Here is a 21,965-nt window from a genome sequence, read left to right as displayed (position 1 = left end):
CTGGACCTCGGCGGCAGCTCAATTCGGCCGTTCACCACCGCACGTGGCGCCCACCCCCTACGCCTGGTGCGAGGCGCCGAAGTGGCCCGTGGCGAGCACCCTGCCATCGGACGACATCAGCCGGGCGCCGGTCAGGGCCGAGGGGTCGACGGGGGCCGGGCCGCCCCAGTAGCCGTATCCGTCGTGCAGGGTGAAGCTGCCGACCCGGACCGAGGAGCCGTCGTCGCGCTCCAGTTGGAAGGACACCGCCCCGCTGTACGGAATGCCGGCGTCGGCGAGGTCGACGGTCATGTAGACCCAGCCCGGAGCACCGGGATGGGCGAAGACCTCACCCGTCGACTGGCTGACCCGCGGGGACGTCAGCCCCGCCCAGAGCATGCGCGCTCCCGCCTCGGCGGGGTGCGAGGGCCCGGTCGTGGCGCCCTCGATCGCCGTGCCGACCGCCCAGCCCCCGAACCCGAAGGCGAGCGCGAGCGCGGCCATGGCAGCGGCGGCCCTCAGCCGTACCCGTCCCCACAGGCGCCGGCGCGGGAAGCCGGACCCGCGGGCCTGCTCACGCCCCTTGCGCCCCTCGCGCGCCGACGTGCCCTGCGTCAGCGCCTGCGCCACCCGGGTCTCGAACCCGACCGGCGGCTCAGCACACGGCAGCAGCCCGATCAGCCGGTCACCGACGAGGGTCAGCTCTTCGACGTACTCCCGGCAGTCCGCACACCGGTCCAGATGGGCGACCGCCCCGGCCCGCTCACGCGCGGGAAGCACACCGAGAGCCAGTTCGGGACCATCCTCCCGCAGCTGCTCACAGGTCACGTCACGGCACATGGTCACCCCACTTCGGAGAGGTGAGGGTGGTGCACAGCTTTCCCATAGCCGCCCTGATGCGCGTCTTGGCGGTGCCCGGCGGGATCTTCTCCCACTCGGCGATCCGCCCGGCCGTCATCCCGCAGATGCCCGCCACCACCAGGGCACGGCCCTGTTCGCGCGGGAGTTCCGCCACCGCCGCCCGCAGCCGGGACGACGCCTCGTCGGCGAGGGCCCGCCGCTCGGACGTCTCGCTGACGACGTCCAGCATCACGTCCAGATCCTCGGGCGCCGCCGGCTCCGGCCGCCCGGAACGGACGGCGTCGACGGCAAGGTTGTGGGCGATGGCCGTGAGCCAGGTCATCACCGACCCGCGACGCGAGTCATGGATCTGCGCATGACACCACGCCCGCTCGAACGTCTGCTGGGCGATGTCCTCAGCGAGCTGCGGATCCCCGGGGACGGCGATCGCGACACCGAAGACCCGGTGCTGGAACGTCCGCACGAAGCCGATGGCGAGCTCCGGATCACCGGTGGCCGGCCCGGACAGCAGAGCCTCGTCCGGGAGACGGCCCACGGAGAACCGGAACCCCTGCACACCAGTAGATACGGTCCGCAGTCGCCACGGGATTGCACGGCCGTCCCGGGCGGCGCCGGCGCCTCGCCCCGGGTGCGTCGCGGGGCGTGCAGGCGTCAATGCTGTCGCCTGCGTGCACTGCCGGCGCGTCAGTCACGGCGGCGAGCACGGGGAGAGGGCAGCCGACGCCACCTCCGGCCGTCACAAAATGATCACTACTCCTTCACACCTCTCCCGCGAGTCGCACCCCAGGCGCTACCGTCGTCGCTTCTGAGTCGTCCTGGGGGGACACATGGCCAACCCGTACATACCTCCGCCACCGCCTGCTCCGCCGGTCCGTCCGGCCCCGAAGTGGGCACGGAAGCGGTACGTGCTGCCCGCGATCGGCTTCGCCTTCTTCCTCGGTATCGGCGCCGGCGCCGGCGGTCAGGACGGCAACAGCGTCAAGACCGCGGCCGGTGAGCCGCGGCCGACCGCAACCGTCACCGCGACGGCCACAGCGACAGCCACCGCGACGCCTGCGCCGAGGCCGACTGTGACGAAGACGGTGCAGGTGAGGGTGAAGGTGACCGTCACCGCGCAAGCAGCCACCGACAGCAGCTCCGGGTCCGACAGCGGTAGCGGCAGCGACAGCCAGAGCGCTTCGGGTACCTGTTCGATCGTCTCCAACTCGGGGAACTGCTATTCCGCCGGCCAGTTCTGCCGCAACAGCGACCACGGAGCATCGACGACGGACGCCGGCGGTGCGAGCATCACCTGCGCACCCAGCGGCAGCAGGTGGCGCTGGACCTACTCCTGACCGTGACGCCGGGCCGCACGGCAACTGATAACGATCTCGGCGCACACCTTGTGTGACAGCTCGTCGTCCTTAGCCTACCGACATGGCATTTCTCTCAAGTCGCCGCGGAAGGGCACGTCTGGCGCCGGAGCTCGACGACGAGCCCCTGCGCCGACTTCTGAAGTCCCTTCTGGCGACCACCAAGACCGGCACGATCGCGACGACGGACCTGTGCATAGCCCAGATGTCCCGCCTCATGAACCAGGACGCGGACGACTGGGACCGCCGTACCCACCGCATGTCCGTCCTGGCGGACTACCTGTCCGCGTCGCATCTGCCGGCGGCCTGGGCGACGCGTGAGCCCCGCAACGCGAGCGCCCTCGTCCTGCACTCATGGACGCGGCTCGTGCAAGGCTGCTCCCAGGGGCGCCTGGAGGACCCGGCCAAGGTGACCGAGAGCTGCTTCCGGGCCGCCGAGCTCGCACCGGAAGACCCCACTCCGTGGGTGGTGTTGCTGGGAGTGTCCCGCCTTGAGCATTGGGTGCAGCAGCAGGTCTTCGCCGTGTGGGGCGAGGTGCTGGCACGCGACCCCTGGAACCGCGAGGCGTACCTGAGCATGCTGCGCTATCTCAGCCCCGAGGAAGCGGGCTCACGCATCCAGGTGCTGGAGTTCGTCGACACCCTGTGCGCCCGCATGCCCGCCAACGCGCCCTGCGCGGCAACGGAACTGACCGCCCAGGTCCTCCAGTACCACGCCGTCCTCGCACGAGGCGGAATCGAGGCGCTGGTGGCGCGCAGCCACTGGTCCCACGGACCTGCGGCTCAGGCTCTCGACCGTGCGGCCCATACCTGGCTCCAGCCGGACTTCTTCCGCCATGCGGCGGCCCTTGCCGACCTGAACCTCCTCGCCTACGCGCTGACGGCCGCCGACCGGTGGCAGGAAGCCCGTCCGGTCTTCGAGGCACTCCGTGGCACAGTCACCGGCTGGCCCTGGCACACCGGTGGCGACCCCCTGACCGAGTTCGAGCAGGCGAGGAGCAGGGCCGCCGCGTGACCTGGCCTCCCCGGGCCGTCACGGTCGGGGCAACCGCTCGCCCCGGCAGGGGCGGCGACCGCGGCCACCCACGCCGCCGACGGCTGCCAGGCACCCCACAACGAGTCGATCTGTATGGTCTCCCGCGGGCCGAGGACCGAACGGACGGACACCCCCTAGCGGCGTATGGGTTGTCACCGAGCCACGTCGTGCCGTCGATCAGTTCGCGGGCCGCGTCCAAGTGACCGCTGTGGCAGGCGACTTCGGTGAGCACGTGGATCAGGATGTGCCGCACGTCAGGCAACCGCCAGCTCGGCCAGATCTCCACGGGTCAGGCAGCACCTGTGGCCCCACACGGCCCCGGGCCCGGAGGCGTCCGGGTGCCCGCGACCGGGTCTCGGCTCCCAGCCGACGCGGCGGTCCGGCTCGTACTCGACGACGTGGTTGTTCATCTCGTAGTCGCCGTACCGTTCGTAGTGCATCCGCATCACGAAGACGTCCCCGACGCCCGAACCCATGGCGCCGGAGCCACCACGGCGCAGCATCCCCGAGCCGTCGAGGTCCGGGTGCCGTCCGGGGTCGGCCAGGATCCGGAAGACGTCCCCCGCCGAAGCCCCGATGCGCCGGGGCACCGCCACCACGTGCTCGCCTGTCGTACTCGTCATCCCCACCCTCCGGCCACCAGAGCATGAGCCCGACTTCCGGCCCGGACACTACACCGGGGGTGCGACAACGCCTGGCCGAGCACGTACCAACACCACCAGCGGCGAACGGTTCCGCGCCGGGCTGCCGCAGGACTGGGTCGTCGCAGAAAGTCGGGCACAGGTGACCAGGTGCACGCTGCGCGGTGCCGGCGTCCCCGCCGCGGCCGTCGGCACCGCTCCTCGGGACGGCACCTCACGATGCCGGAGGCGGGCTGTCCGTCAGCGTGTCGGGAACGAGATGGCCTACGAGGCCGGCGCGGAGGCCGAGGCGCTCGGCAGCGGCGGCTGGGGCACGGTCGGCGTGGGGGGCGGGGTCGGCGTGGGGGTCGGGCTCGGCGTGGGGGTCGGGCTCGGCGTGGGGGTCGGGCTCGGCGTGGGGGTCGGCGTCGGCGTGGGGGTCGGCGTCGGCGTGGGCAGACCGCTGCCGTTCAGCACCACCTCGATGTAGTTGTTCAGAGCGGTCACGAAGGCGGCGACCGCCGCGGACACCTGGCTGGCGTCGCCGGAGCCGATCGCCTGCACGAGGTCGTCGATCGCCTTCTGCAAGGCGGCCAGCGCATCACTAGCCGGGTCCGCTGCCACAGCTGCCGAAGCTTCTGAGCGGAGCTGGGCGAGGGCGTCCTGCGCGGCGCTGCCGAGCCTCATGGCCTCGGCGGCGGGCAGTCGGCCGTTGTCGGCCTCCAGTACGGCGTTCGCCAGGTCGGCCACCGGGGCGAGCCGGGGGTCGCGAAGGCTTCTGAGCTGTGCCGCAAGCGCGTCCGCGCCGGCGACGGGTGTGTGCGGAGAGGCCACATGGCTGCGCTCGCCGGCCGAGTCACCCGCCACTGCTACGGGGCCGGCGACACCGACCATGAAAGCGGCGCAGAGCACGGTGCAAGCGGTACGTCGTGTGGGCAGACCAAACATGGGTGTCCTTTCGGTGAACCTAGGATCTTGGACCACCGTGTAAGAAGTCGTGACCCTGTGCAACCGGTCGATCACCCGACGAATTCGCCAGCGGTCCCACCGTCGTCGCATCGTGCCTGATGAGGTGGCCGAACGACGCTCACTCACCTCGCGGACCTGTTCGGGGGAACGGCGTCGGCCCGCCCTCCCGTGACATTCCCGGATGGCGGCTACGGGGATGCCTGCGGGATGCGCCCGGACCCCGGGTGCACGGCAGGCGGATTCAGGCGACGCCTGCACCCCGGATGCACGGTCGGCGGGTCAGGCGCCGGCGGCCGTGACCACCGCGTCCGTGGCGAAGCCGAGGAGCAGACCCAGCAGGATGCACCAGGTGGTGAGGGTCTTGAGTCCGGTCCTGCGGGCGACGGCCAGCAGTTCGATGACCACGTAGAGGATGGACCCGGCGGCGAGGCCCAGGAAGGCGATCGACAAGGTGTCCTCGACCAGGTGCTGGCCGGCGAGTGTGCCGAGGAAGGTGGGGCCGCCGCCGATCAGGCCGAGCCACAGCAAGGTGAGCCAGGAGGGGCGTTCGCCCTCGGCGGCCAGGGGGGCGACGATACCGAAGCCCTCGGTGGCGTTGTGCAGGCCGAACCCGATGATCAGCAGGAGGGCGAGGGAAAGCTCGCCCTTGGCGGCGGAGTTGCCGATGGCCAGGCCCTCGGCGAAGTTGTGCAGGCCGATGCCGGTGGCGATCATCAGTGCCAGGGAGCCGGCCTGACTGCGCGTCTTGGGTGCCAGTTCGGCGGTGGCGGCGGCACCGGGCCCCGCGGGCCGCGCCGCGGCGGACCGACGGCGCGCGATCCAGGCGTCGTAGTGCACGAGCCCGGCGAGTCCGATCGTCAGGCCCGCGGCCAGGGTGGCGCCCCCGGACGCGACCGTTGCCCACTCGTGCTTGGCCAGCGCCTCGTCGACCGGCTCCCAGGCATGGGTGAGGACATCCCACACGAGGAAGGTCAGGATGCCGATGGCCACGGCGTTCAGGGCCGCCTTGAGACGGGGGGTGGGGGTGCGCAGGCGGCCGATCGGGAGGCCGAGATAGATGGTGAAACCTGCGATCGCACCGAGCAGGGCGATGTTCGCGCTGGACATGGGGAAGCTCCGGTCTGACGTGCGGGGACGCGCTGAACTTAAGTCAGGCGAGCCTTACCTAACAACTCCAGGGGTCCGACTTCAAAGAAGCTTGGCGATCTCATTACCGAGTGGTGCGGCAAGCCGTTCGGGCCCTCCCTCGGACGGCCGGTCCCAACCCAAGGAGGCCACCACCGAAAGAAGCGGGATTTCGACGGTTTCACCTAATCTCCTTGGCCATATGATGGAGTCGTGGGATTGGATCACACCTCGCTGACCACCCTCGCCGCCCTCGGCGACGATCTGCGCCGCCGTATGTTCGAGTTCATCCGGCAGGAGCGGCGCCCGGTCACGCGCGAGGAAGTGGCCGACAGCGTCGGGATCTCCCGCAAGCTGGCCGCGTTCCACCTGGACAAGATGGTGGCCGTCGGCCTGCTCCACGCCCACTACGAATCTCCCGTCGGCATTCGCAAGGTCGGCCGCAGGCCCAAGGTCTACGAGCCGGTGAGCGATGCCATCTCGGTGAGCATCCCCGAGCGTCGCTACGGAATGCTCGCCGACGTCCTGACCGAGGCCGTGCTGACCGAGACCGAGGCCGAATCCGCCCGTGACGCCGCGCTCCGCGTGGCATACCGGCGCGGGGAAAGCCTGGGCGGCGCCGAACGCGCACGGACACGCCCCGGCCGGCTCGGCGCCGAGCGGGGGCTGAGCCTGGCCGCCGACACGCTCGAGGAGTTCGGGTACGAGCCGGAGCGTGCCGCTCCCGCCCTGCTGCGGCTGCGCAACTGCCCCTTCCACCCCCTGGCGGCCAAGGCTCCGGAACTGGTCTGCGCCGTCAACCAGGCTTTCCTGGCCGGCTATCTGCACGGCCTGGGAAGCGACAAGACCACAGCGGTGCTCGCCCCGCGACCCGACGCGTGCTGCGTCGAACTGCGCGCGGACGGCGCCTCCGAAGGCCCCTCGGCACCGGGAACCACCTGCGCGCGGTGAGCCGGCGGTAGGACGCGGCCTGCACCCTGAAGCATCCTTCGTCGATGCCGTGCGGCTGCCCGTCACCGGCCGGGGGATCCCGCGCCAGGTCCCGCCTGGGAAGCCCCCTACGTGCTCACGGGAGTACCTGCTGGAACCTCGACGCCCTCCGCACGCCCGCCACGAGCTCGCGCGCCCGCAACGCCGACTGGGGCCGATGGCGGCGTCGGGTGGCGCAGCCGGTGAGGCGCCACAGGACCCCTGCAACTCCAGCCTGTTACGCGCACAGGCGTTCCCTCACCTCATGCGTCTCGGTGTCTTGACGACCCGCCCTCAATAAGACCAACATTTATTGGTGAAATAGGAGCCGTGGGCGTCGCCGTCTGCGAACGCGAACGACGTACTCCTCCAGGACGGGCACATACCACCGGTTGCCCCCGATCCGCTCCGATCTCCGTCCCCACGGCCCGGAACCGTCGGCCGGCCATCGTGACCGATCAGGATTCGAGAAGCGCCGGTCATCGAGGTTCACCTAGGGTGACCTCCACGGATTCCACCTTTCCTTCGAGGATCGCGACGTGGACACGGCGGGATGCATCGACCACGGTCGGCCCCGCCGATCAGCCCGGCACGAGGAAGGCCAGCCGTTACGCTCGAAGCCGGTCTGATCGAGCCAGGCGATCCCACGGAGACCGCGAAGGCGGCCCGCCCGACAGATGGAGACACCATGAGCATGGCCACGAGGACGGACACGCAGTCGGCTGCGCCGCACCTCGCCGACAGCCACGATCTGATCCGCGTGCTCGGCGCGCGCGAGAACAATCTCAAGGATGTCAGCGTCGAGATACCGAAGCGCCGGCTGACGGTGTTCACCGGTGTCTCCGGCTCGGGCAAGAGCTCTCTGGTGTTCGACACGATCGCCGCGGAGTCGCAGCGGCTGATCAACGAGACCTACAGCGCCTTCGTGCAGGGCTTCATGCCGACGCTCGCCCGGCCCGAGGTCGACGTCCTCGACGGGCTGACCACCGCGATCATCGTCGACCAGCAGCGCATGGGTGCCGACCCCCGCTCGACGGTCGGCACCGCGACCGACGCCAACGCGATGCTGCGCATCCTCTTCAGCCGGCTCGGGCAGCCGCACATCGGCTCGCCCCAGGCGTTCTCCTTCAACGTCGCGTCGATCAGCGGGGCGGGCGCGGTCACACTCGAGCGCGGTGGGAAGACCGTGAAGGAGCGGCGCGACTTCCAGATCACCGGCGGCATGTGCCCGCGCTGCGAAGGCCGGGGCACGGTGACCGACATCGACCTCACCCAGCTCTACGACGAGACCAAGTCGCTCTCCGAGGGTGCGATCACGATCCCCGGCTACAACGCGGGCGGCTGGAACATGCGGCTCTACAAGGACTCGGGTCTCCTCGACCCGGACAAGCCGATCCGCGACTACACCGAGACCGAACTGCACGACTTCCTCCACCGCGAGCCGGCCAGGATGAAGATCAGCGGCATCAACATGACCTATGAAGGGCTGATCCTTCGGGTCCAGAAATCCTTCCTCGCCAAGGACCGCGAAGCGATGCAGCCGCACATCCGGGCGTTCGTGGACCGGGCGGTCACGTTCACCGCCTGCCCCGACTGCGGCGGCACCCGGCTGAGCGAGGCGGCCCGGTCGTCCAAGATCAAGGGAATCAGCATCGCCGACGCCTGTGCGATGCAGATCAGCGACCTGGCGGAGTGGGTCCGCGGCCTGGACGAGCCGTCGGTGGCCCCGCTGCTCGCGAAGCTCCAGCACACGCTCGACTCGTTCGCGGAGATCGGCCTCGGCTATCTCTCGCTCGACCGGCCGTCGGGCACGCTGTCGGGCGGCGAGGCGCAGCGCGTCAAGATGATCCGCCACCTCGGCTCCCCACTCACCGACGTGACCTACGTCTTCGACGAGCCCACCACGGGCCTGCATCCCCATGACATCCAGCGGATGAACAACCTGCTGCTGCGGCTGCGGGACAAGGGCAACACGGTGCTCGTCGTGGAGCACAAGCCGGAGGTGATCGCGATCGCCGACCACGTCGTCGACCTCGGCCCGGGCGCCGGTACGGCAGGCGGCTCCGTCTGCTTCGAGGGCACCGTCGAGGGCCTGCGTGCCGGCGGCACCATCACGGGCCGCCATTTCGACGACCGGGCCGCGCTCAAGGACACGGTGCGGAAGCCCACCGGCGCTCTTGAGATCCGTGGTGCGAGGACGCACAACCTGAAGGGCGTCGACGTCGACATCCCCCTCGGGGTGCTGGTCGTCGTCACCGGCGTCGCCGGCTCCGGCAAGAGTTCCCTCGTCCACGGGTCGATCCCTGCCGGCGCGGGTGTGGTGTCGATCGACCAGAGCCCGATCCGTGGCTCCCGGCGTAGCAACCCCGCAACGTACACGGGGCTCCTCGACCCGATCCGGAAGGCCTTCGCCAAAGCGAACGGCGTGAAGCCGGCACTGTTCAGTGCCAACTCCGAGGGCGCCTGCCCCACCTGCAACGGCGCCGGCGTCGTCTACACCGACCTGGCGATGATGGCCGGTGTCGCCACCACCTGTGAGGAGTGCGAGGGCAAGCGGTTCCAGGCATCGGTGCTGGAGTATCACCTCGGTGGCCGCGACATCAGCGAGGTGCTCGCGATGCCGGTGGCCGAGGCCGAGGAGTTCTTCGGTGCAGGCGAGGCCCGCACGCCGGCCGCGCACGCCATCCTGCACCGGCTCGCCGACGTCGGGCTCGGCTACCTCACCCTCGGCCAGCCCCTCACCACGCTGTCCGGCGGCGAGCGGCAGCGGCTCAAGCTGGCCACCCACATGGCCGAGAAGGGCGGCGTCTACGTCCTCGACGAGCCGACCGCCGGCCTGCACCTCGCCGACGTGGAGCAGTTGCTCGGGTTGCTCGACCGGCTCGTCGACTCCGGCAAGTCGGTCATCGTCGTCGAGCACCACCAGGCCGTCATGGCGCACGCCGACTGGATCGTCGACCTCGGCCCCGGCGCCGGCCACGACGGCGGCCGGATCGTCTTCGAAGGCACACCTGCCGACCTCGTCGCCGCCCGCTCCACCCTCACCGGCGAGCACCTCGCGGACTACGTCGGCAATTGAGCGGGGCGCCCGCGGTCACCGTGGGGCGGACTCTCCCCAGGCCGAATCGGGTCAGGTGCCGGGGGTCGGATCGACCACCAGGACCGGCTTCGTCTTGCGCGGATCGCCGTCCACGGGCAGCGGAACAGGTCCCGGGGCGGCGCAGGCGTAGCCGCTCGGCGGGGTGTGGGCGCCGGTGTCGTCGGCGGTGAGGTGACCCAGCGGCACGCACGTGTGGCAGCTGAGGTCCGTCTGGCGGTGACAGCCCGAAGTTCGGGCTGTCGGCGACGGCCGAACGTCTGACGCCGGCAGCCCGAACATCCTACGGAGTCCCAACTCGCCGAAGCCATGAGCGAGCAGCTGCCGTCCGATCAGTCCTGATGCGCCCTACCCGGACTGCCGGATCGCGGCTGCGCGCCTTCTGTGAGCAACAGTGCCAGGTGGTCCACGAATTCGGTGAGCCAGTCCCGTCGCGGCCCGCCGCGGGCCCTCCGGAATCCATGGCGGCGGCCCCAGAACGCTGCCTGAACGGCGTGGAACTGGGCCCAGCGCCGGACAGGCGCGCGATCGACTTCCGCCGTCTCGGCGAAGACGTCCAGAACGCGGTGGACAGCCCGACGCAGGTCGTCCGCCTCGAGGAGCGTCAGGGCCCGCGACTTGAGCAGTGTGCCGCCGTCGTAGGCGGGATCTCCCACATACCCCTTGGGATCGACGGCCAGCCAGGGCTCGCGGTCGCCGCGCAGGATGTTCCTGGCGTGGAGGTCGCCGTGCACGAGAAGGTCCGGCTGTTCACGACCCAGATCTCGGACGGTCGCCACGGCGGCGTCCACGACATGACGCGGCAAAGCGTCAGCCAGTTCCGCGGCGTCCTTGCGCAGCTGCTCCTCCCAGACATCGGCCCGCTCACGCAGCCGGGGCAGGCCGGGCGGGGCGGGAACAGCCAGGCGGCGACAGATCCGCCCCGCGACCGTCACCACCTCATCGCCTTCCTCGACCTCCGCCAAGGTCGACGTGTGGACCCGCTCGAGCAGCATCGCGAAACGATCGTCATCGCGCTCGTGCAGCAGGACGGCTCCGCGCCCGCCCCAGGCCACGAACGCATCCGGCTCATGGACGTTGCCGGGATGAGGAAACGACACCTTCACGACTGCTGTGGCGCCGTCTCCCCGTCGGACCGGGACGATGATCCCGACACCCCCGTGCACGACCTCGCCGTCCAGTCCACATCCCCAGCGCCGCAGCAACTGATCCACGATCCGGGGCAGTTCGGCGAGCCATGCCGTTCCCGCCTCCCCTTCACGCTCCACCGTGGTCCGCGCGAACGCTTCCGGTACATCGATCATTCGGGAACCTTACGCGGCTGCGTGACACGGACGCCGGGCGCGGGACACAGCTTTCGGCCAAACCGCTGCCGGCGATGGTCAGTTCGGGTTGTCCGCGTGCGTGAGGGTCGTCCAGGCGTTGAAGTAGTTGTCCGTGCCGGACGGCCGGTGTGCTTCGGTGTACTTCTGGGTGTTGGACATGCTGATGCCGAGCCGGTTGTGCAGGGCGTTGAAGCCGACCTCCGTGACCCGGCCGAGGCCTGTCTTGACCGAGCCGCCGCACAGCCAGGAAGGTGCCGCGGTGCCGTTCTCGTAGGAGGTGTGGAAGCCCAGGGCGTGACGCAGCCGGTCCTGGATCTTCGGATAGAGGTCCTGGCCCTGGATGCGGCTGGTTTCGGCGATGTCCGCCACGGAGGCGAGGCCCCAGCCGGTGTGCCCGAAGTCGCGGCAGGTTTCCTGGGCGAGGCCGTCGACGAAGGTGCTCTGGCCCTGCCAGTACTTGATGATCTCGGCGCTGGTGTCGATGCTGCTGTTCGCGGGCGGGGTGGGCAGGTCCCCGTCACTGGTCAAGTAGATGTAGGCGGGGACTCGGGCCAGGTAGGTGCTGACCGCCTTGTCATAGCCGGCCCGGTCCTCGATGAAGACGGAGATGCCGATCGCCGCCTCGGTCATGACCAGTTCCCAGTTGCCGTTCTTGGTCGCTGCGCCGTTGATCACCTCGGGGAGGTACACGGTGCGCAGCATGGTCGCGAAGCGGCCGGCGCCCGGCCAGCCGCCGTCGTAGGTGTACTTGATGATCTCAGCGGCGCGCGGCCAGGTGGATCCGGCCCAGCCGGTCTGCAGCGGGGCATTGCTGTTGGTGTGATCGGTGATGGTCGCCGACCATGCGTCCATGATCTCGATCGACTTCTTGGCGTATCTGCTGTCCCGGGTGAAGTACCAGGCGAGCGCGTCGGTGTAGGCGGCGATGGCGTCCTGACGCTCGTCGGTGCAGCCGTAGTTGGGATTGGACGACGATCCGCACTCCACGACGGCGCGCGGTTTGGCGGTACGTGACAGCGAGGCGTAGGAGCTGGCCATCATGGCGTCGTACGCGGCCTTCCACGGCTGCGCGCCGGTCTGCACCTTCGAGCGGGCGTAGTCGAGTTGGGCCCTGCTCACCAGCACACCGGGGTGGGTGAAGGTGGTCGGTGCGGCCGTCGCCTGCGCAGCCGGGCCCGTGATCTGAAGGTTCAGCAGGACGGCCAGCAGGGCGAGAACACTGAGCAGTGCGGTTCTGGTTCGTGCCATCCGATGACCTCTTTCGTTCACGTATAAGTACGCAGTTCCGAATGAGGGAGCATGGTCTGGACCATAGAGATCATCCATGAACATGTCAATACATCAACCACCGCGGAGTCGCGTCACTTGGGGCGATACACCTGCAAGCGGACGGCATTTACTTCACCCGAATGCGCGTCAAAGCGACGCGATAATTTGGTCATACTTCATGATGATCAACCTGTCAGCTTGAAAATCAGGACCATGGAGGCAAACGTGCGTCAGCACATTCAAATTGGAGTGGCAACGGCCGTGACGGCCGTCGCCCTGCTCGGTGGCGCCTCACCGGCCAGCGCGTGCTCAGAGCCCGAGGCGGACACCGACCTGACCAACTCGGTCGGGACCGAACTGGCCGAGCAGATCACCTGTCAGGTCGGCGATGGCAATAAGAGCATCACCATCAATCAGACCAACAACATTACGGTCGGAGGCGATCTCGACGGTGAACTCAACGATGCCATCTTCCCTCTGGATTTTGACTGAGGTCGTGTTCACGACCAGTTGGAGGAATCGCCTTTCTGCGGTCCGGCTCAGGGGCGTCCAATAACGACCCGTTCGGCAATATCTGGTGGGTGGTCAGCCGCGTTGAGGATGTCGCGGAAGACGAGATGTGGTAGCGGCTGCAGGACTCTGTGTACGCCGAAGTCATGCGTGTGGCAGGAGACGCTCGACGCCGAGCTCAGCGGTCGAGACCACGGACGCAGCAATGTTCCTGTTTTCAGGACAACCAGCTGACAGTGCTGGTCGGGGTCAGCCCGTACCAGACCGGTAACCAGTGAGAGACTTCAGCCTGCTTCAGCAGCCTCACAGTTGACCTGGCGCAGAAGTGAAGCCCCTGGTAGACGGATTTTCGACCAAGACATCCGGCACTGCCAGAGGCTTCACGTGCTTGTTTGCCCGTCTGTGGCTGGACGTGTCCACAGCCGATCAGCCGCCGGCCAGGAGCAGGAGGAACTGAGTTTCCGCGTCGTCCCGCCCCGCGCACACTCCTGGGACCGCGTTGACGGCGGCCAGGGCTCGGCACCATCGCAGCACCCGATCGGGAGACTGGCCGGGGACCATGCTGGCCAGTTGCTCGATCCTCTGCTCCAACACAGCGAAGCTTGTGACTCCCGCAAGTACCCAGTCCACAGCGTCGAAGTCAGGGTCGCCCCACGTGGGTCTCGGGTCGATCGCCACCATGCGGGCGCCCGGACCGGACAGGACGTTGGCCGCGTGCAGATCACCATGGACGAGTCCCGCGGTTCCACTGGTGGCGAGTTCCAGGGCCGCCGCCCTGGCCTGGTCGAGCACCGCCGGGGCGAACAGACCGTCCACGCCCGCCGCCGCCAGCCTTCGGTCGGTCAAGTCGAACACGAAGTTGATCCGGTGTGAGAGAGGCAGCAGTACCGAGTACTCCCCCGGCACATGAGCAGCGCCCCGAAGGTCCCGCAGCAGCGTCGCGACCCCGGGCAAGTCCCAGGAGAGCTGCCGCACCGGCACTCCCGGCTCGACGTCCTCCAGCAACAGGGCACCGGCGGCGGGGTCGTCGGCCAGCAGGGTGACAACCGACGGCGTCTCCGCCCACGCCCGCAGCGCTTCGGCTTCCTCTCGGGCGATGGCGGGCTGCGGTGTGAGTTTCAGCCACGCCGAGGTGCCCGTGTCACGTCTCAAGCAGCGGAACACCCGTGAGGTGCCTCCCCCGCCGGTCGCGACGGGATCCAGGTTCCACCGAGCCGCGAGTTCGCCGACGAGAGCCGGCAACTCATCGCACCAGGCCAGAACCTCGGCTCCGAACCGCGCGACAAGCCGTTCCCGGACCTCCGGCGCGACACAGGCCAACTCTCTCAACACGTCCCCCGCAGGTGGTCGGTGCAGTCCTTCGCATCCTAGGCCTGACCGAAACCGCAAACGGTTCTTCGCGAAGAAGTCTTCGCGAAGAACCGTTTGCGGTCTAGAGTGCGCGACATGACTGACACAAGTGCCGGGCCGGGCGCCCTTCGACTCGAAGGAGACGCGGTCGTTCTGGATGCCAAGGGGCTGCGCGCCCTGGCGCACCCGGTGCGCGTGCAGTTGGTCGGGCTGCTCCGGAAGCACGGCCCGTCGACCGCCACCCGTCTCGCGGAACGACTCGGCGTGAACTCCGGCACGGCCAGCTACCACCTGCGCCGGCTCGGGGCGGCCGGCTTCGTCGAGGAGGACACGGCACGCGGCAACGCGCGCGAGCGCTGGTGGCGTTCGGTGCATCGGATGACGGAGTTCAACGACCGGGATCTGGCCGATCGAGAGCCCGAGGCCACACTGGCCTATCTGCAGTCCGTCGCCGCCACCTACACCCTGCGCGCCCAGAAGATGCTCAACGAACTGCAGACCATGCCACGTGCGTGGCGGGACACCTTCGACATGAGCGACTGGGCTCTGCGGCTCACACCCGAAGAAGCCGTGGCCCTGCGCGAGGAGTTGAGGGCCGTCATCGCCCGCTATCGCCGTGATACGCCGGAGGCGGCCGCGACTGCCCCCGACGGAGCCGAGCGGGTCGGTGTCGTCACGTATCTGTTGCCCGAACTGGACGCGCCCCCACCGCAGTTGCATCCCGGTTCTGGGACAGCGACAGGAGCGGGGACATCGTGACGCAGAGTGCTGCGGGCTCCGACGGCATACCCGGCAAGCGGTCCTTACGCCCGCTGGGCGGGGTACTGGCCGCCATCGCCGTGTCGCTCACCGGTACGCGGGTCTCGGCCGTCGCACTGCCCTGGTTCGTGCTCGTCACCACTGGCAGCGCCACCCGGACCGGACTGGTCGCCTTCTGCGAGATGGCCCCGTACGTGGTGGTCAAGGCGTTCACCGGGCCACTCGTGGACCGGATCGGTCCGCGGTCCGTCTCCTGGACCACCGATCTGGCCAGCGCCACCGCCGCCGCCGCGATTCCCCTGTTCCATGCCCTGCATCTGCTCTCCTTTCCGCTCCTGCTCGCCCTGGTCGCCCTCATCGGCGCGGTCCGCGGCCCCGGCGACCTGGCCAAGGAGGTGATGGTTCCGGAGGCAGCCGAGCGCGGCCGGGTGCCACTGGAACGAGCCACCGGTCTGGCCGGTGTGACCGAGCGGCTCGCAGCCACCATCGGCCCCGCGGCCGGTGGCTCGCTGGTGGCGCTGCTCGGCCCGCTCTCGGGACTTGTCGTCAACGCGGGCTGCTTCGCGCTCGGATCGTTGATCATCGCGGTCGCGCTGCCGCGCGGCATAGGGCACGCGTTCGAGGAAACCGCGTCGCAAGCCGGGGCGACGGGGCCGGGATACTGGCGGCGGTTCGGCGAGGGCTTCACCTTCCTTCGCGGCGAGTTGTTGCTGCTCACCGTCATCGTCATGGTCGGCATCACCAACCTCCTGGACGCGGGGTTCACCACGGTGCTCATCCCCGTCTGGGCCAGAGAGTCCGGCAACGGGCCCGCCGCGATCGGCCTGGTGGGCAGCGTGGGCGGGGCCGCTGCGGTCGGTGGCAGCCTGGTCGCCGCGATGGCCGCGCACCGGCTGCGGCGTCGGGTGGTGTTCTTCACCGGATTCCTGCTGGCCGGGGCGCCGAGATTCCTGGTCCTCGCCTTCGACGCGCCGATGGGAGCGGTACTGGCCGTGTTCGCGGTCAGTGGTTTCGGTGCGGGCTTCCTCAACCCGGTGCTGGGGGCCGTGCTCTTCGAGCGGGTGCCGCGCCGGATGCTGGGCCGGGTCAACGCCCTCGGCGACTCGCTGGCCTGGGCCGGCATCCCTCTGGGTGGACTCATCGCTGGGGCGGCGGTGGCCTCCGCCGGGCTTGTGCCGGTGCTCCTCGCCGGTGGAGCCGCGTACTTCCTCACCACCAACCTGGCCGGGCTGCGGCCGGAATGGCGCGAGATGGACCGCGTGGGCGGACGAGGCGTCCAGAAACCGCCTGAGGAGGACGCGCAGTCGACCAGTGCGCGTCTCACGGCATGACGCCTGCGCGACGGGAGGGGCAGAGATACTGGGGGCGGCCCTACCGCCGTACCCGGCGTGGCGCCGCTTCCCGAGGGGCTTGTCCATCCGCAGTGGACGACAAAAGGGGAAAGGCAAGGAGGCCACTCCTTGCCACTCTTAACGTATAGCGCACCGGGGGGCTTGCGGCAAGGCCCCCGTCGTACCGCAGAATCGTCGGCCGAAGGTCAGATGCTGCGGAAATGGGGGAATCGCGAAGTGCGTGTTCTTTTGATGAGTTATGGGTCGCGCGGAGACGTCGAACCCGTGGCGGCCCTCGCGGTGGCGCTCCGGGAGCTCGGCGCCGAGGCGCTGGTGTGCGCTCCACCGGACGAGGAGTTCGCCGAGCTGCTGAACGGTCTCGGTATCGAGCACGTGCCGTTCGGCCCGTCGGTGCGCGCGCTGGTGAGCGGGGCGAAGCCGCCGACGCCCGAGGACGCCTTCAGGGTCGCGGCCGAGTTGGTCGACGCCCACTTCGGCCCGGTCGCCGAGGCGGCCGAGGGATGCGACGCGCTGGTGGCGACCGGCCTGATGCCGGCCGGCGCGCGGTCGGTGACCGAGAAGCTGGGTATCCGCTACGTCTGCGCGTGCTTCCATCCGTTCTCGCTGCCGTCGGCGCACTACCCGCCGCCGGGACGGCCGGGCAAGCCGTTCCCGCCGGGCGAGACCGACAACCGGGTGCTCTGGGCCCTCGACGCCGAGAAGGTGAACGCGCTGTACGGCGAGGCGCTCAACAACCACCGGGCGTCGATCGGCCTGCCGCCGGTGGACAACGTCCGCGACCATGTCCACACCGACCACCCGTGGCTTGCGGTGGACCCGGTCCTGGAGCCGCGGCTGGACCTCACGGACCTGGACGTCGTGCCGACCGGCGCGTGGGTGCTGCCGGACGAACGCCCGCTGCCGGGCGAGCTGTTGACGTTCCTGGAGGCCGGCGAACCGCCGGTGTACGTGGGCTTCGGCAGCATGCGCATGCACGGCTCGCCGGACGTCGCCCGCGTGGCCATCGAGGCGGTCCGCGAGCAGGGCCGCCGGGTCCTCGTCGGGCGCGGCTGGGCCGACCTGGCCCTGATCGACGACCGGGACGACTGCTTCGTCGTCGGGGAGGTCAACCATCAGGCGCTGTTCCCACGGGTGGCCGCCGTCGTCCACCACGGCGGCGCGGGCACGACCACGACGGCCGCCCGGGCCGGCGCGCCCCAGGTGGTCGTGCCCCAGATCGTGGACCAGCCGTACTGGGCCGGCCGCGTGGCCGAGCTGGGCATCGGCGCGGCACACAACGGTCCGAGCCCGACCGTCCAGTCGCTGTCGGCCGCGCTCAGGACGGCCCTGACCCCCGAGACCCGCGCACGAGCGGCCGCCGTGGCCGGGACGATCCGCCCCGACGGAGCGACGGTGGCCGCGAAGCTGCTGCTCGACGCGGCGGGCTGAGCAGGACCGTTGGCGAACCACATCGGAGCTGATGACGTGAACCCCCTGACCACCAGCGCCTTCGACCTTCCTGACCACCTCTCCCCCAAGGCCGACCCGGCGCTGATCGCCCGCGACGAGCGGCAGTTCGCGGCCATCGCGGAGAGCCTCGATCTGACGATCACCGAACTGTCCGACCGCCTCGACGCCGAACTCAAGGCGCCCGGCGGCACGGGCCAGCAGGCGATGGACCGGGACATCGAGGTCCACCGGCTGAACGGCCGGCTGCGCACCCTGCGCCGCTTCGGCCTGGACCTGTGCCTCGGGCACATGGTGCGCGCGGACGACCCCGACCCCGTGTACGTCGGACGACTGGGCCTCACCGACAACGAGGGCCGCCGGCTGCTGGTCGACTGGCGCTCCCCGGCGGCCGAGCCGTTCTTCGCGGCGACCCACGCCAATCCGATGGGTCTGGCCAGTCGCCGCCGGTATCGCTGGACCGGCGGCCGGATCAGCGACTACTGGGACGAGGTGTTCACCGCCGACGGGCTCGAAGGGCACGCGGCGCTCGACGACCAGTCCGCGTTCATCGCCAGCCTGGGTACCAACAGGTCGGAGCGGATGCGGGACGTGCTCGCCACCATCCAGGCCGACCAGGACGCCATCATCCGGGCCGGATCCCGGGGCGCCCTCGTCGTCGACGGCGGTCCGGGCACGGGCAAGACGGTCGTCGCCCTCCACCGCGCCGCCCACCTCCTCTACTCCGACCCCCGCCTGGGACACCGCCGCGGCGGTGTGCTGTTCGTCGGTCCGCACCGGCCGTATCTGGCGTACGTCTCCGACGTCCTGCCCAGCCTCGGCGAGGAGGGCGTGCAGACCTGCGTCCTGCGGGACCTCGTCGCCGAGGGAGCGGGGGCGGTGGTCGAGACCGACCCGGAGGTGGCCCGCCTGAAGTCGACCGCGGACATGGTGAGGGCGATCGAGCGGGCCGTTCGGTTCTACGAGGAGCCGCCAACCGAGGGGATGACGGTCACGGTCGACTGGTCCGACATCCGGCTCACCGCCGACGACTGGGCCGAGGCCTTCGAGGCGCCCGAGCCGGGCACTCCGCACAACGAGGCCCGAGACCAGGTCTGGGAGAAGCTGGTCGCGATCCTGAGGGACAAGTACGACGGCGACGTCTCGCCCGACCTGTTCCGCAGGGCGCTGCGGCACGACGAGGAGCTGAACGCGGCCCTCGGCCGTGCGTGGCCGCTGCTCGAGGCGGCCGATCTCGTCGGAGACCTGTGGTCGGTACCGGCCTACCTGCGGATGTGCGCTCCCTGGCTCGGTCCCGACGAGGTCCGCAAGCTGCAGCGCGCGGACCCCCAGGCCTGGACGGTGTCCGATCTGCCCCTCCTGGACGCGGCACGGCAGCGGCTCGGCGACCCGGAGGCGTCCCGGCACAGGCGCCGGCAGGAGGCCGCGGTCGCCGCCGAGCGCGAGTACCGGGCCCAGGTCACCGAGAACCTGCTCAGGACCGACGACGACTGGCAGGGCATGCTGATGACGATGCTGACCGGGCAGGACCTGCAGAACAGCCTGGTCGACGAGGACACGCTGCCGCGGACCGAACCCGACCTGCTCGCCGGCCCGTTCGCGCACATCGTCGTGGACGAGGCTCAGGAACTGACCGACGCGGAGTGGCAGATGCTGCTGCTCCGGTGCCCGTCCCGGAGCTTCACCATCGTCGGGGACCGCGCCCAGGCCAGACACGGATTCGCAGAATCGTGGCAGGAACGGCTCGAGCGGATCGGGCTCGACCGGATCAGCCTGGCCTCACTGAGCATCAACTACCGGACGCCGGAAGAGATCATGGCAGAGGCCGAGCCGGTCATTCGGGCCGTACTCCCCGACGCCAACGTGCCGACCTCCATCCGCAGCAACGGCGTCCCCGTCGTGCACGGGTCCGTTTCGGATCTGAGCCCGGTCCTCGACGCCTGGCTCGTCGCGCATGCCGACGGGATCGCCTGCGTCATCGGCGACCCCGCGTTCCGGGAGACGTCCCGCGTCCGGTCGCTGACGCCGGAGCTGGCGAAGGGGCTGGAGTTCGACCTGGTCGTCCTCGTCGACCCGGAGGGGTTCGGCAAGGGCGTCGAGGGAGCGGTCGACCGCTATGTCGCGATGACCCGAGCGACCCGGCAACTCGTCATCCTCACGAGCTCCTGACCCCGGCCGGACGAACGCCCGCTCCCGGCCGAGTCGGTGAGCATGACGGCAGGGCCCGGGCTCGCCGCCCGCGCCCTGCCGCTCGTTCCTGGGCTGGGGAGCACCAACGGTGTACGTCGGCTTCGCCGGCCTGCTGCGAGACGGCGCTTCGCGCGTGCCATGCCGCAGGCGCAGCCGCGACAGTGAAGGCCGCCATTCGGACCACGGGCCGGCCCCTTCCGGTGATTGACCGACGAATCGTGAGCGGAGCGGGGGTCGCAGGGGTACGGCGTCTGCGGGCAGCAGATGATGCCCCGGACTCGTGAGGAGAGCAACGTGTACGCAGCCATCAGGCGGTACGAAGGGGTGACCGATCCGGAGGAGGCAGGGCGTAGGGTGAGTGAGGGTTTCGTGCCACTCATGCGCCAGATCCCGGGGCTCCTCGCCTACTACTGGGTCGACGCCGGAGACGGAGTCATGGTCTCGACCACTGTCTTCGAAAACGAGGAGGGGGCCGAGGAATCGATCAAGAAGGCGGCGGCCTTCGTACGGGACAACCTCGCGTCGCTGCTCCCCAACCCTCCCCAGGTCATGTCCGGCCAAGTCGTGGCTTCCGCGTAGCGAGGAGCCGGCAGCCGATCGACGGCGTCCCGCCTGGCGCGCGGTTCGGCGGCGATCCGGTGGTGAGCGGTCCCCTTCACGGCGTGGCTCAGCCGCCTGCGCTCGATGCCCGGCAGCCAGCGCCGTGGCCGGCGTCGAAGCCCAGTAGGCCTGTCGCCTCGTCGGCGCCCGCTGACGGGGCACCACCGGTCACGCAGGCCGTCCGCGCCTCGGTAGGCCGTCCGCGCCTGTGCTTGACCCACGGCACTGCGACACCGATCGCGATGACCGGGACAAGGGCGATGGCGGCTCCACCGAGAGTGAGGAATGGCTGCAGAGAGGTGGCGGCGTACCCGGCGCCGGCCTCGGCTGTGGCCCACCGGCAGGCGGCGGAGGCGCTGCCGCGACGCCGGGCTCACCGCCTGACCGCAGACGGGCGGCGCGCGATCGTCGGCTCCGGTCCCCTACGGGCCGGGCTTGACGGTCTTCATCGTGAAGTGCGACGACCCGGCGCCGGCAGATCACCGAGGGCGTGCTCGACTCCTTCTCGGCCTGCCTCGGGATCTTTCCCCTCGGCATCGCGCCGGGCCTGCTGATCCTGCAGGCAGGACTGCCCCTGGTGGCTGACTCCCGCCCTGTCCATGTCGACGTTCGCCGGCTCACTGGAACTGCTGCTGGTCGGCATGGTGGCCGCCGTCACCCCGCTCGCCGCGGTGGCGGTGACCGTCCTGTTGGTCAACTTCCGGCACGTGTTCTACGCGTTCTCGTTCCCGCTGCACCTGGTGAAGCACCCGGTGGCCAAGGCGTATGCGATGTACGCCATGATCGACGAGGCTTACGCCGTCAATGCCTCCCTGCGCGCGGCACGTAACCAAGGACGCGCACGGCGCCCGGTACGCCCTGCTCGCCGTCGCCGTCACCATCGGCGTACACCTGGGCCTCGGCCGGCGCACCATCCTCAGCGTCGGTATCGGCACCGTTGTCTACGTCGTCCTGCTCAATGCCCTGTGAACCGACCGCCCGACCGTGTGCCGCACATCACCCCGTGAAGGGCAGTCATGAAGGGCCTCGGCCGGAATAACAGGAGATGTGCCTCCGGTTGTCCGGTTCTGGCCCAACTTTTGTGGTGCGGTGACGCTCGGTGTTGCTGAAGGATGCTGTGCATGGTGATGTGCCACCACGACCGACAGGGGTGTAG

General features: G+C 69.8%; 20 protein-coding genes and 3 pseudogenes. 13 read left to right on the top strand and 10 right to left on the bottom strand.

All coding sequences use genetic code 11. The features are described from left to right. Positions 1 to 57 precede the first annotated feature (57 nt). Both ACFYZE_RS32345 and ACFYZE_RS32340 read right to left on the bottom strand, forming a co-directional pair. Complete coding sequence (locus ACFYZE_RS32345; RefSeq protein WP_389001990.1) at positions 58 to 807, bottom strand: anti-sigma factor family protein; 750 nt, start codon at positions 805 to 807, stop codon at positions 58 to 60. Between the two features lies 1 nt (position 808). After that, the gene (locus ACFYZE_RS32340; RefSeq protein WP_389001988.1) at positions 809 to 1,396 is read right to left on the bottom strand and encodes an RNA polymerase sigma factor; all 588 of its coding nucleotides are present in this window, start codon (positions 1,394 to 1,396) and stop codon (positions 809 to 811) included. 271 nt (positions 1,397 to 1,667) lie between these two features. On the opposite strand from ACFYZE_RS32340, the gene ACFYZE_RS32335 reads away from it, so the two are divergent. Together ACFYZE_RS32335 and ACFYZE_RS32330 are read left to right on the top strand one after the other, a co-directional pair. Next, the gene (locus tag ACFYZE_RS32335; RefSeq protein WP_389001986.1) at positions 1,668 to 2,174 is read left to right on the top strand and encodes a hypothetical protein; all 507 of its coding nucleotides are present in this window, start codon (positions 1,668 to 1,670) and stop codon (positions 2,172 to 2,174) included. Between the two features lie 82 nt (positions 2,175 to 2,256). Then, the gene (locus ACFYZE_RS32330; protein ID WP_389001983.1) at positions 2,257 to 3,207 is read left to right on the top strand and encodes a hypothetical protein; all 951 of its coding nucleotides are present in this window, start codon (positions 2,257 to 2,259) and stop codon (positions 3,205 to 3,207) included. Between the two features lie 160 nt (positions 3,208 to 3,367). Here the strand turns inward: ACFYZE_RS32330 and ACFYZE_RS32325 are convergent. The 4 genes and pseudogenes from ACFYZE_RS32325 to ACFYZE_RS32310 all read right to left on the bottom strand — a co-directional run. Next, positions 3,368 to 3,517, bottom strand: a pseudogene (locus ACFYZE_RS32325) (DUF664 domain-containing protein); the annotation flags it as partial. Continuing rightward, the gene (locus ACFYZE_RS32320; protein WP_389001980.1) at positions 3,483 to 3,851 is read right to left on the bottom strand and encodes a hypothetical protein; all 369 of its coding nucleotides are present in this window, start codon (positions 3,849 to 3,851) and stop codon (positions 3,483 to 3,485) included. The pseudogene ACFYZE_RS32325 and the gene ACFYZE_RS32320, both read right to left, overlap by 35 nt. Positions 3,852 to 4,133: 282 nt before the next feature. Continuing rightward, entirely contained in the window at positions 4,134 to 4,760 is a 627-nt protein-coding gene (locus ACFYZE_RS32315) for a hypothetical protein (protein WP_389001977.1), read from the bottom strand. Between the two features lie 336 nt (positions 4,761 to 5,096). Beyond that, positions 5,097 to 5,924, bottom strand: a complete 828-nt coding sequence (locus tag ACFYZE_RS32310) for a ZIP family metal transporter (protein WP_389001974.1) — start codon at positions 5,922 to 5,924, stop codon at positions 5,097 to 5,099. 231 nt (positions 5,925 to 6,155) lie between these two features. Here ACFYZE_RS32310 and ACFYZE_RS32305 point away from each other — a divergent pair, with 231 nt between their 5' ends. Together ACFYZE_RS32305 and ACFYZE_RS32300 are read left to right on the top strand one after the other, a co-directional pair. Then, positions 6,156 to 6,893, top strand: coding sequence for a helix-turn-helix transcriptional regulator (locus ACFYZE_RS32305; RefSeq protein ID WP_389001971.1), 738 nt, complete (start codon positions 6,156 to 6,158; stop codon positions 6,891 to 6,893). Between the two features lie 706 nt (positions 6,894 to 7,599). Continuing rightward, the gene (locus ACFYZE_RS32300) at positions 7,600 to 9,990 is read left to right on the top strand and encodes an ATP-binding cassette domain-containing protein (protein WP_389001968.1); all 2,391 of its coding nucleotides are present in this window, start codon (positions 7,600 to 7,602) and stop codon (positions 9,988 to 9,990) included. Positions 9,991 to 10,041: 51 nt separating this feature from the next. Here the strand turns inward: ACFYZE_RS32300 and ACFYZE_RS32295 are convergent, their stop codons facing one another. The 3 genes from ACFYZE_RS32295 to ACFYZE_RS32285 form a co-directional block, all read right to left on the bottom strand. Beyond that, positions 10,042 to 10,197, bottom strand: coding sequence for a hypothetical protein (locus ACFYZE_RS32295; protein WP_389001965.1), 156 nt, complete (start codon positions 10,195 to 10,197; stop codon positions 10,042 to 10,044). 143 nt (positions 10,198 to 10,340) lie between these two features. Next, positions 10,341 to 11,312, bottom strand: a complete 972-nt coding sequence (locus ACFYZE_RS32290; RefSeq protein ID WP_389001962.1) for an aminoglycoside phosphotransferase family protein — start codon at positions 11,310 to 11,312, stop codon at positions 10,341 to 10,343. Between the two features lie 78 nt (positions 11,313 to 11,390). Next, positions 11,391 to 12,581 (bottom strand): alginate lyase family protein, encoded by a 1,191-nt coding sequence (locus ACFYZE_RS32285; RefSeq protein WP_389001960.1) that lies wholly within the window; start codon positions 12,579 to 12,581, stop codon positions 11,391 to 11,393. A gap of 51 nt (positions 12,582 to 12,632) precedes the next feature. On the opposite strand from ACFYZE_RS32285, the gene ACFYZE_RS32280 reads away from it, so the two are divergent. Both ACFYZE_RS32280 and ACFYZE_RS32275 read left to right on the top strand, forming a co-directional pair. After that, positions 12,633 to 13,094: a hypothetical protein gene (locus tag ACFYZE_RS32280; protein WP_389001957.1), complete on the top strand. Its 462-nt coding sequence runs from the start codon at positions 12,633 to 12,635 to the stop codon at positions 13,092 to 13,094. A 50-nt stretch (positions 13,095 to 13,144) separates the two neighbouring features. After that, positions 13,145 to 13,346 (top strand): annotated as a pseudogene (locus tag ACFYZE_RS32275) (VOC family protein); the annotation flags it as partial. A gap of 192 nt (positions 13,347 to 13,538) precedes the next feature. Here the strand turns inward: ACFYZE_RS32275 and ACFYZE_RS32270 are convergent. After that, positions 13,539 to 14,444, bottom strand: a complete 906-nt coding sequence (locus tag ACFYZE_RS32270) for an aminoglycoside phosphotransferase family protein (RefSeq protein ID WP_389001954.1) — start codon at positions 14,442 to 14,444, stop codon at positions 13,539 to 13,541. A gap of 114 nt (positions 14,445 to 14,558) precedes the next feature. On the opposite strand from ACFYZE_RS32270, the gene ACFYZE_RS32265 reads away from it, so the two are divergent. The 7 genes and pseudogenes from ACFYZE_RS32265 (at position 14,559) to ACFYZE_RS32235 (ending at position 21,778) form a co-directional block, all read left to right on the top strand. Then, positions 14,559 to 15,221 carry an ArsR/SmtB family transcription factor gene (locus ACFYZE_RS32265; RefSeq protein WP_389001951.1) on the top strand — a complete coding sequence of 221 codons (663 nt, stop codon included), beginning with the start codon at positions 14,559 to 14,561 and terminating at the stop codon, positions 15,219 to 15,221. Next, positions 15,218 to 16,552: an MFS transporter gene (locus ACFYZE_RS32260; protein ID WP_389001949.1), complete on the top strand. Its 1,335-nt coding sequence runs from the start codon at positions 15,218 to 15,220 to the stop codon at positions 16,550 to 16,552. Before ACFYZE_RS32265 ends, ACFYZE_RS32260 begins: the two co-directional genes overlap by 4 nt. A gap of 237 nt (positions 16,553 to 16,789) precedes the next feature. Further along, on the top strand, positions 16,790 to 18,001 hold the full coding sequence (locus ACFYZE_RS32255; protein WP_389001946.1) for a glycosyltransferase: 1,212 nt from the start codon (positions 16,790 to 16,792) through the stop codon (positions 17,999 to 18,001). Positions 18,002 to 18,037: 36 nt separating this feature from the next. After that, positions 18,038 to 20,188: an RNA polymerase recycling motor ATPase HelR gene (gene helR / locus ACFYZE_RS32250; RefSeq protein WP_389001944.1), complete on the top strand. Its 2,151-nt coding sequence runs from the start codon at positions 18,038 to 18,040 to the stop codon at positions 20,186 to 20,188. Positions 20,189 to 20,587: 399 nt separating this feature from the next. Continuing rightward, the gene (locus ACFYZE_RS32245) at positions 20,588 to 20,788 is read left to right on the top strand and encodes a hypothetical protein (RefSeq protein ID WP_389001941.1); all 201 of its coding nucleotides are present in this window, start codon (positions 20,588 to 20,590) and stop codon (positions 20,786 to 20,788) included. A 620-nt stretch (positions 20,789 to 21,408) separates the two neighbouring features. Then, positions 21,409 to 21,564, top strand: a pseudogene (locus tag ACFYZE_RS32240) (AzlC family ABC transporter permease); the annotation flags it as partial. A 49-nt stretch (positions 21,565 to 21,613) separates the two neighbouring features. Then, positions 21,614 to 21,778 (top strand): hypothetical protein, encoded by a 165-nt coding sequence (locus ACFYZE_RS32235; RefSeq protein WP_389002191.1) that lies wholly within the window; start codon positions 21,614 to 21,616, stop codon positions 21,776 to 21,778. Positions 21,779 to 21,965 lie beyond the last annotated feature (187 nt).

The organism is Streptomyces sp. NPDC001796 (assembly GCF_042892355.1).
In the GTDB taxonomy this organism is placed as follows: domain Bacteria; phylum Actinomycetota; class Actinomycetes; order Streptomycetales; family Streptomycetaceae; genus Streptomyces.
The sequence above is the reverse complement of the archived record's forward strand: the minus strand, read 5'-3'. Positions and strand labels throughout refer to the sequence as shown.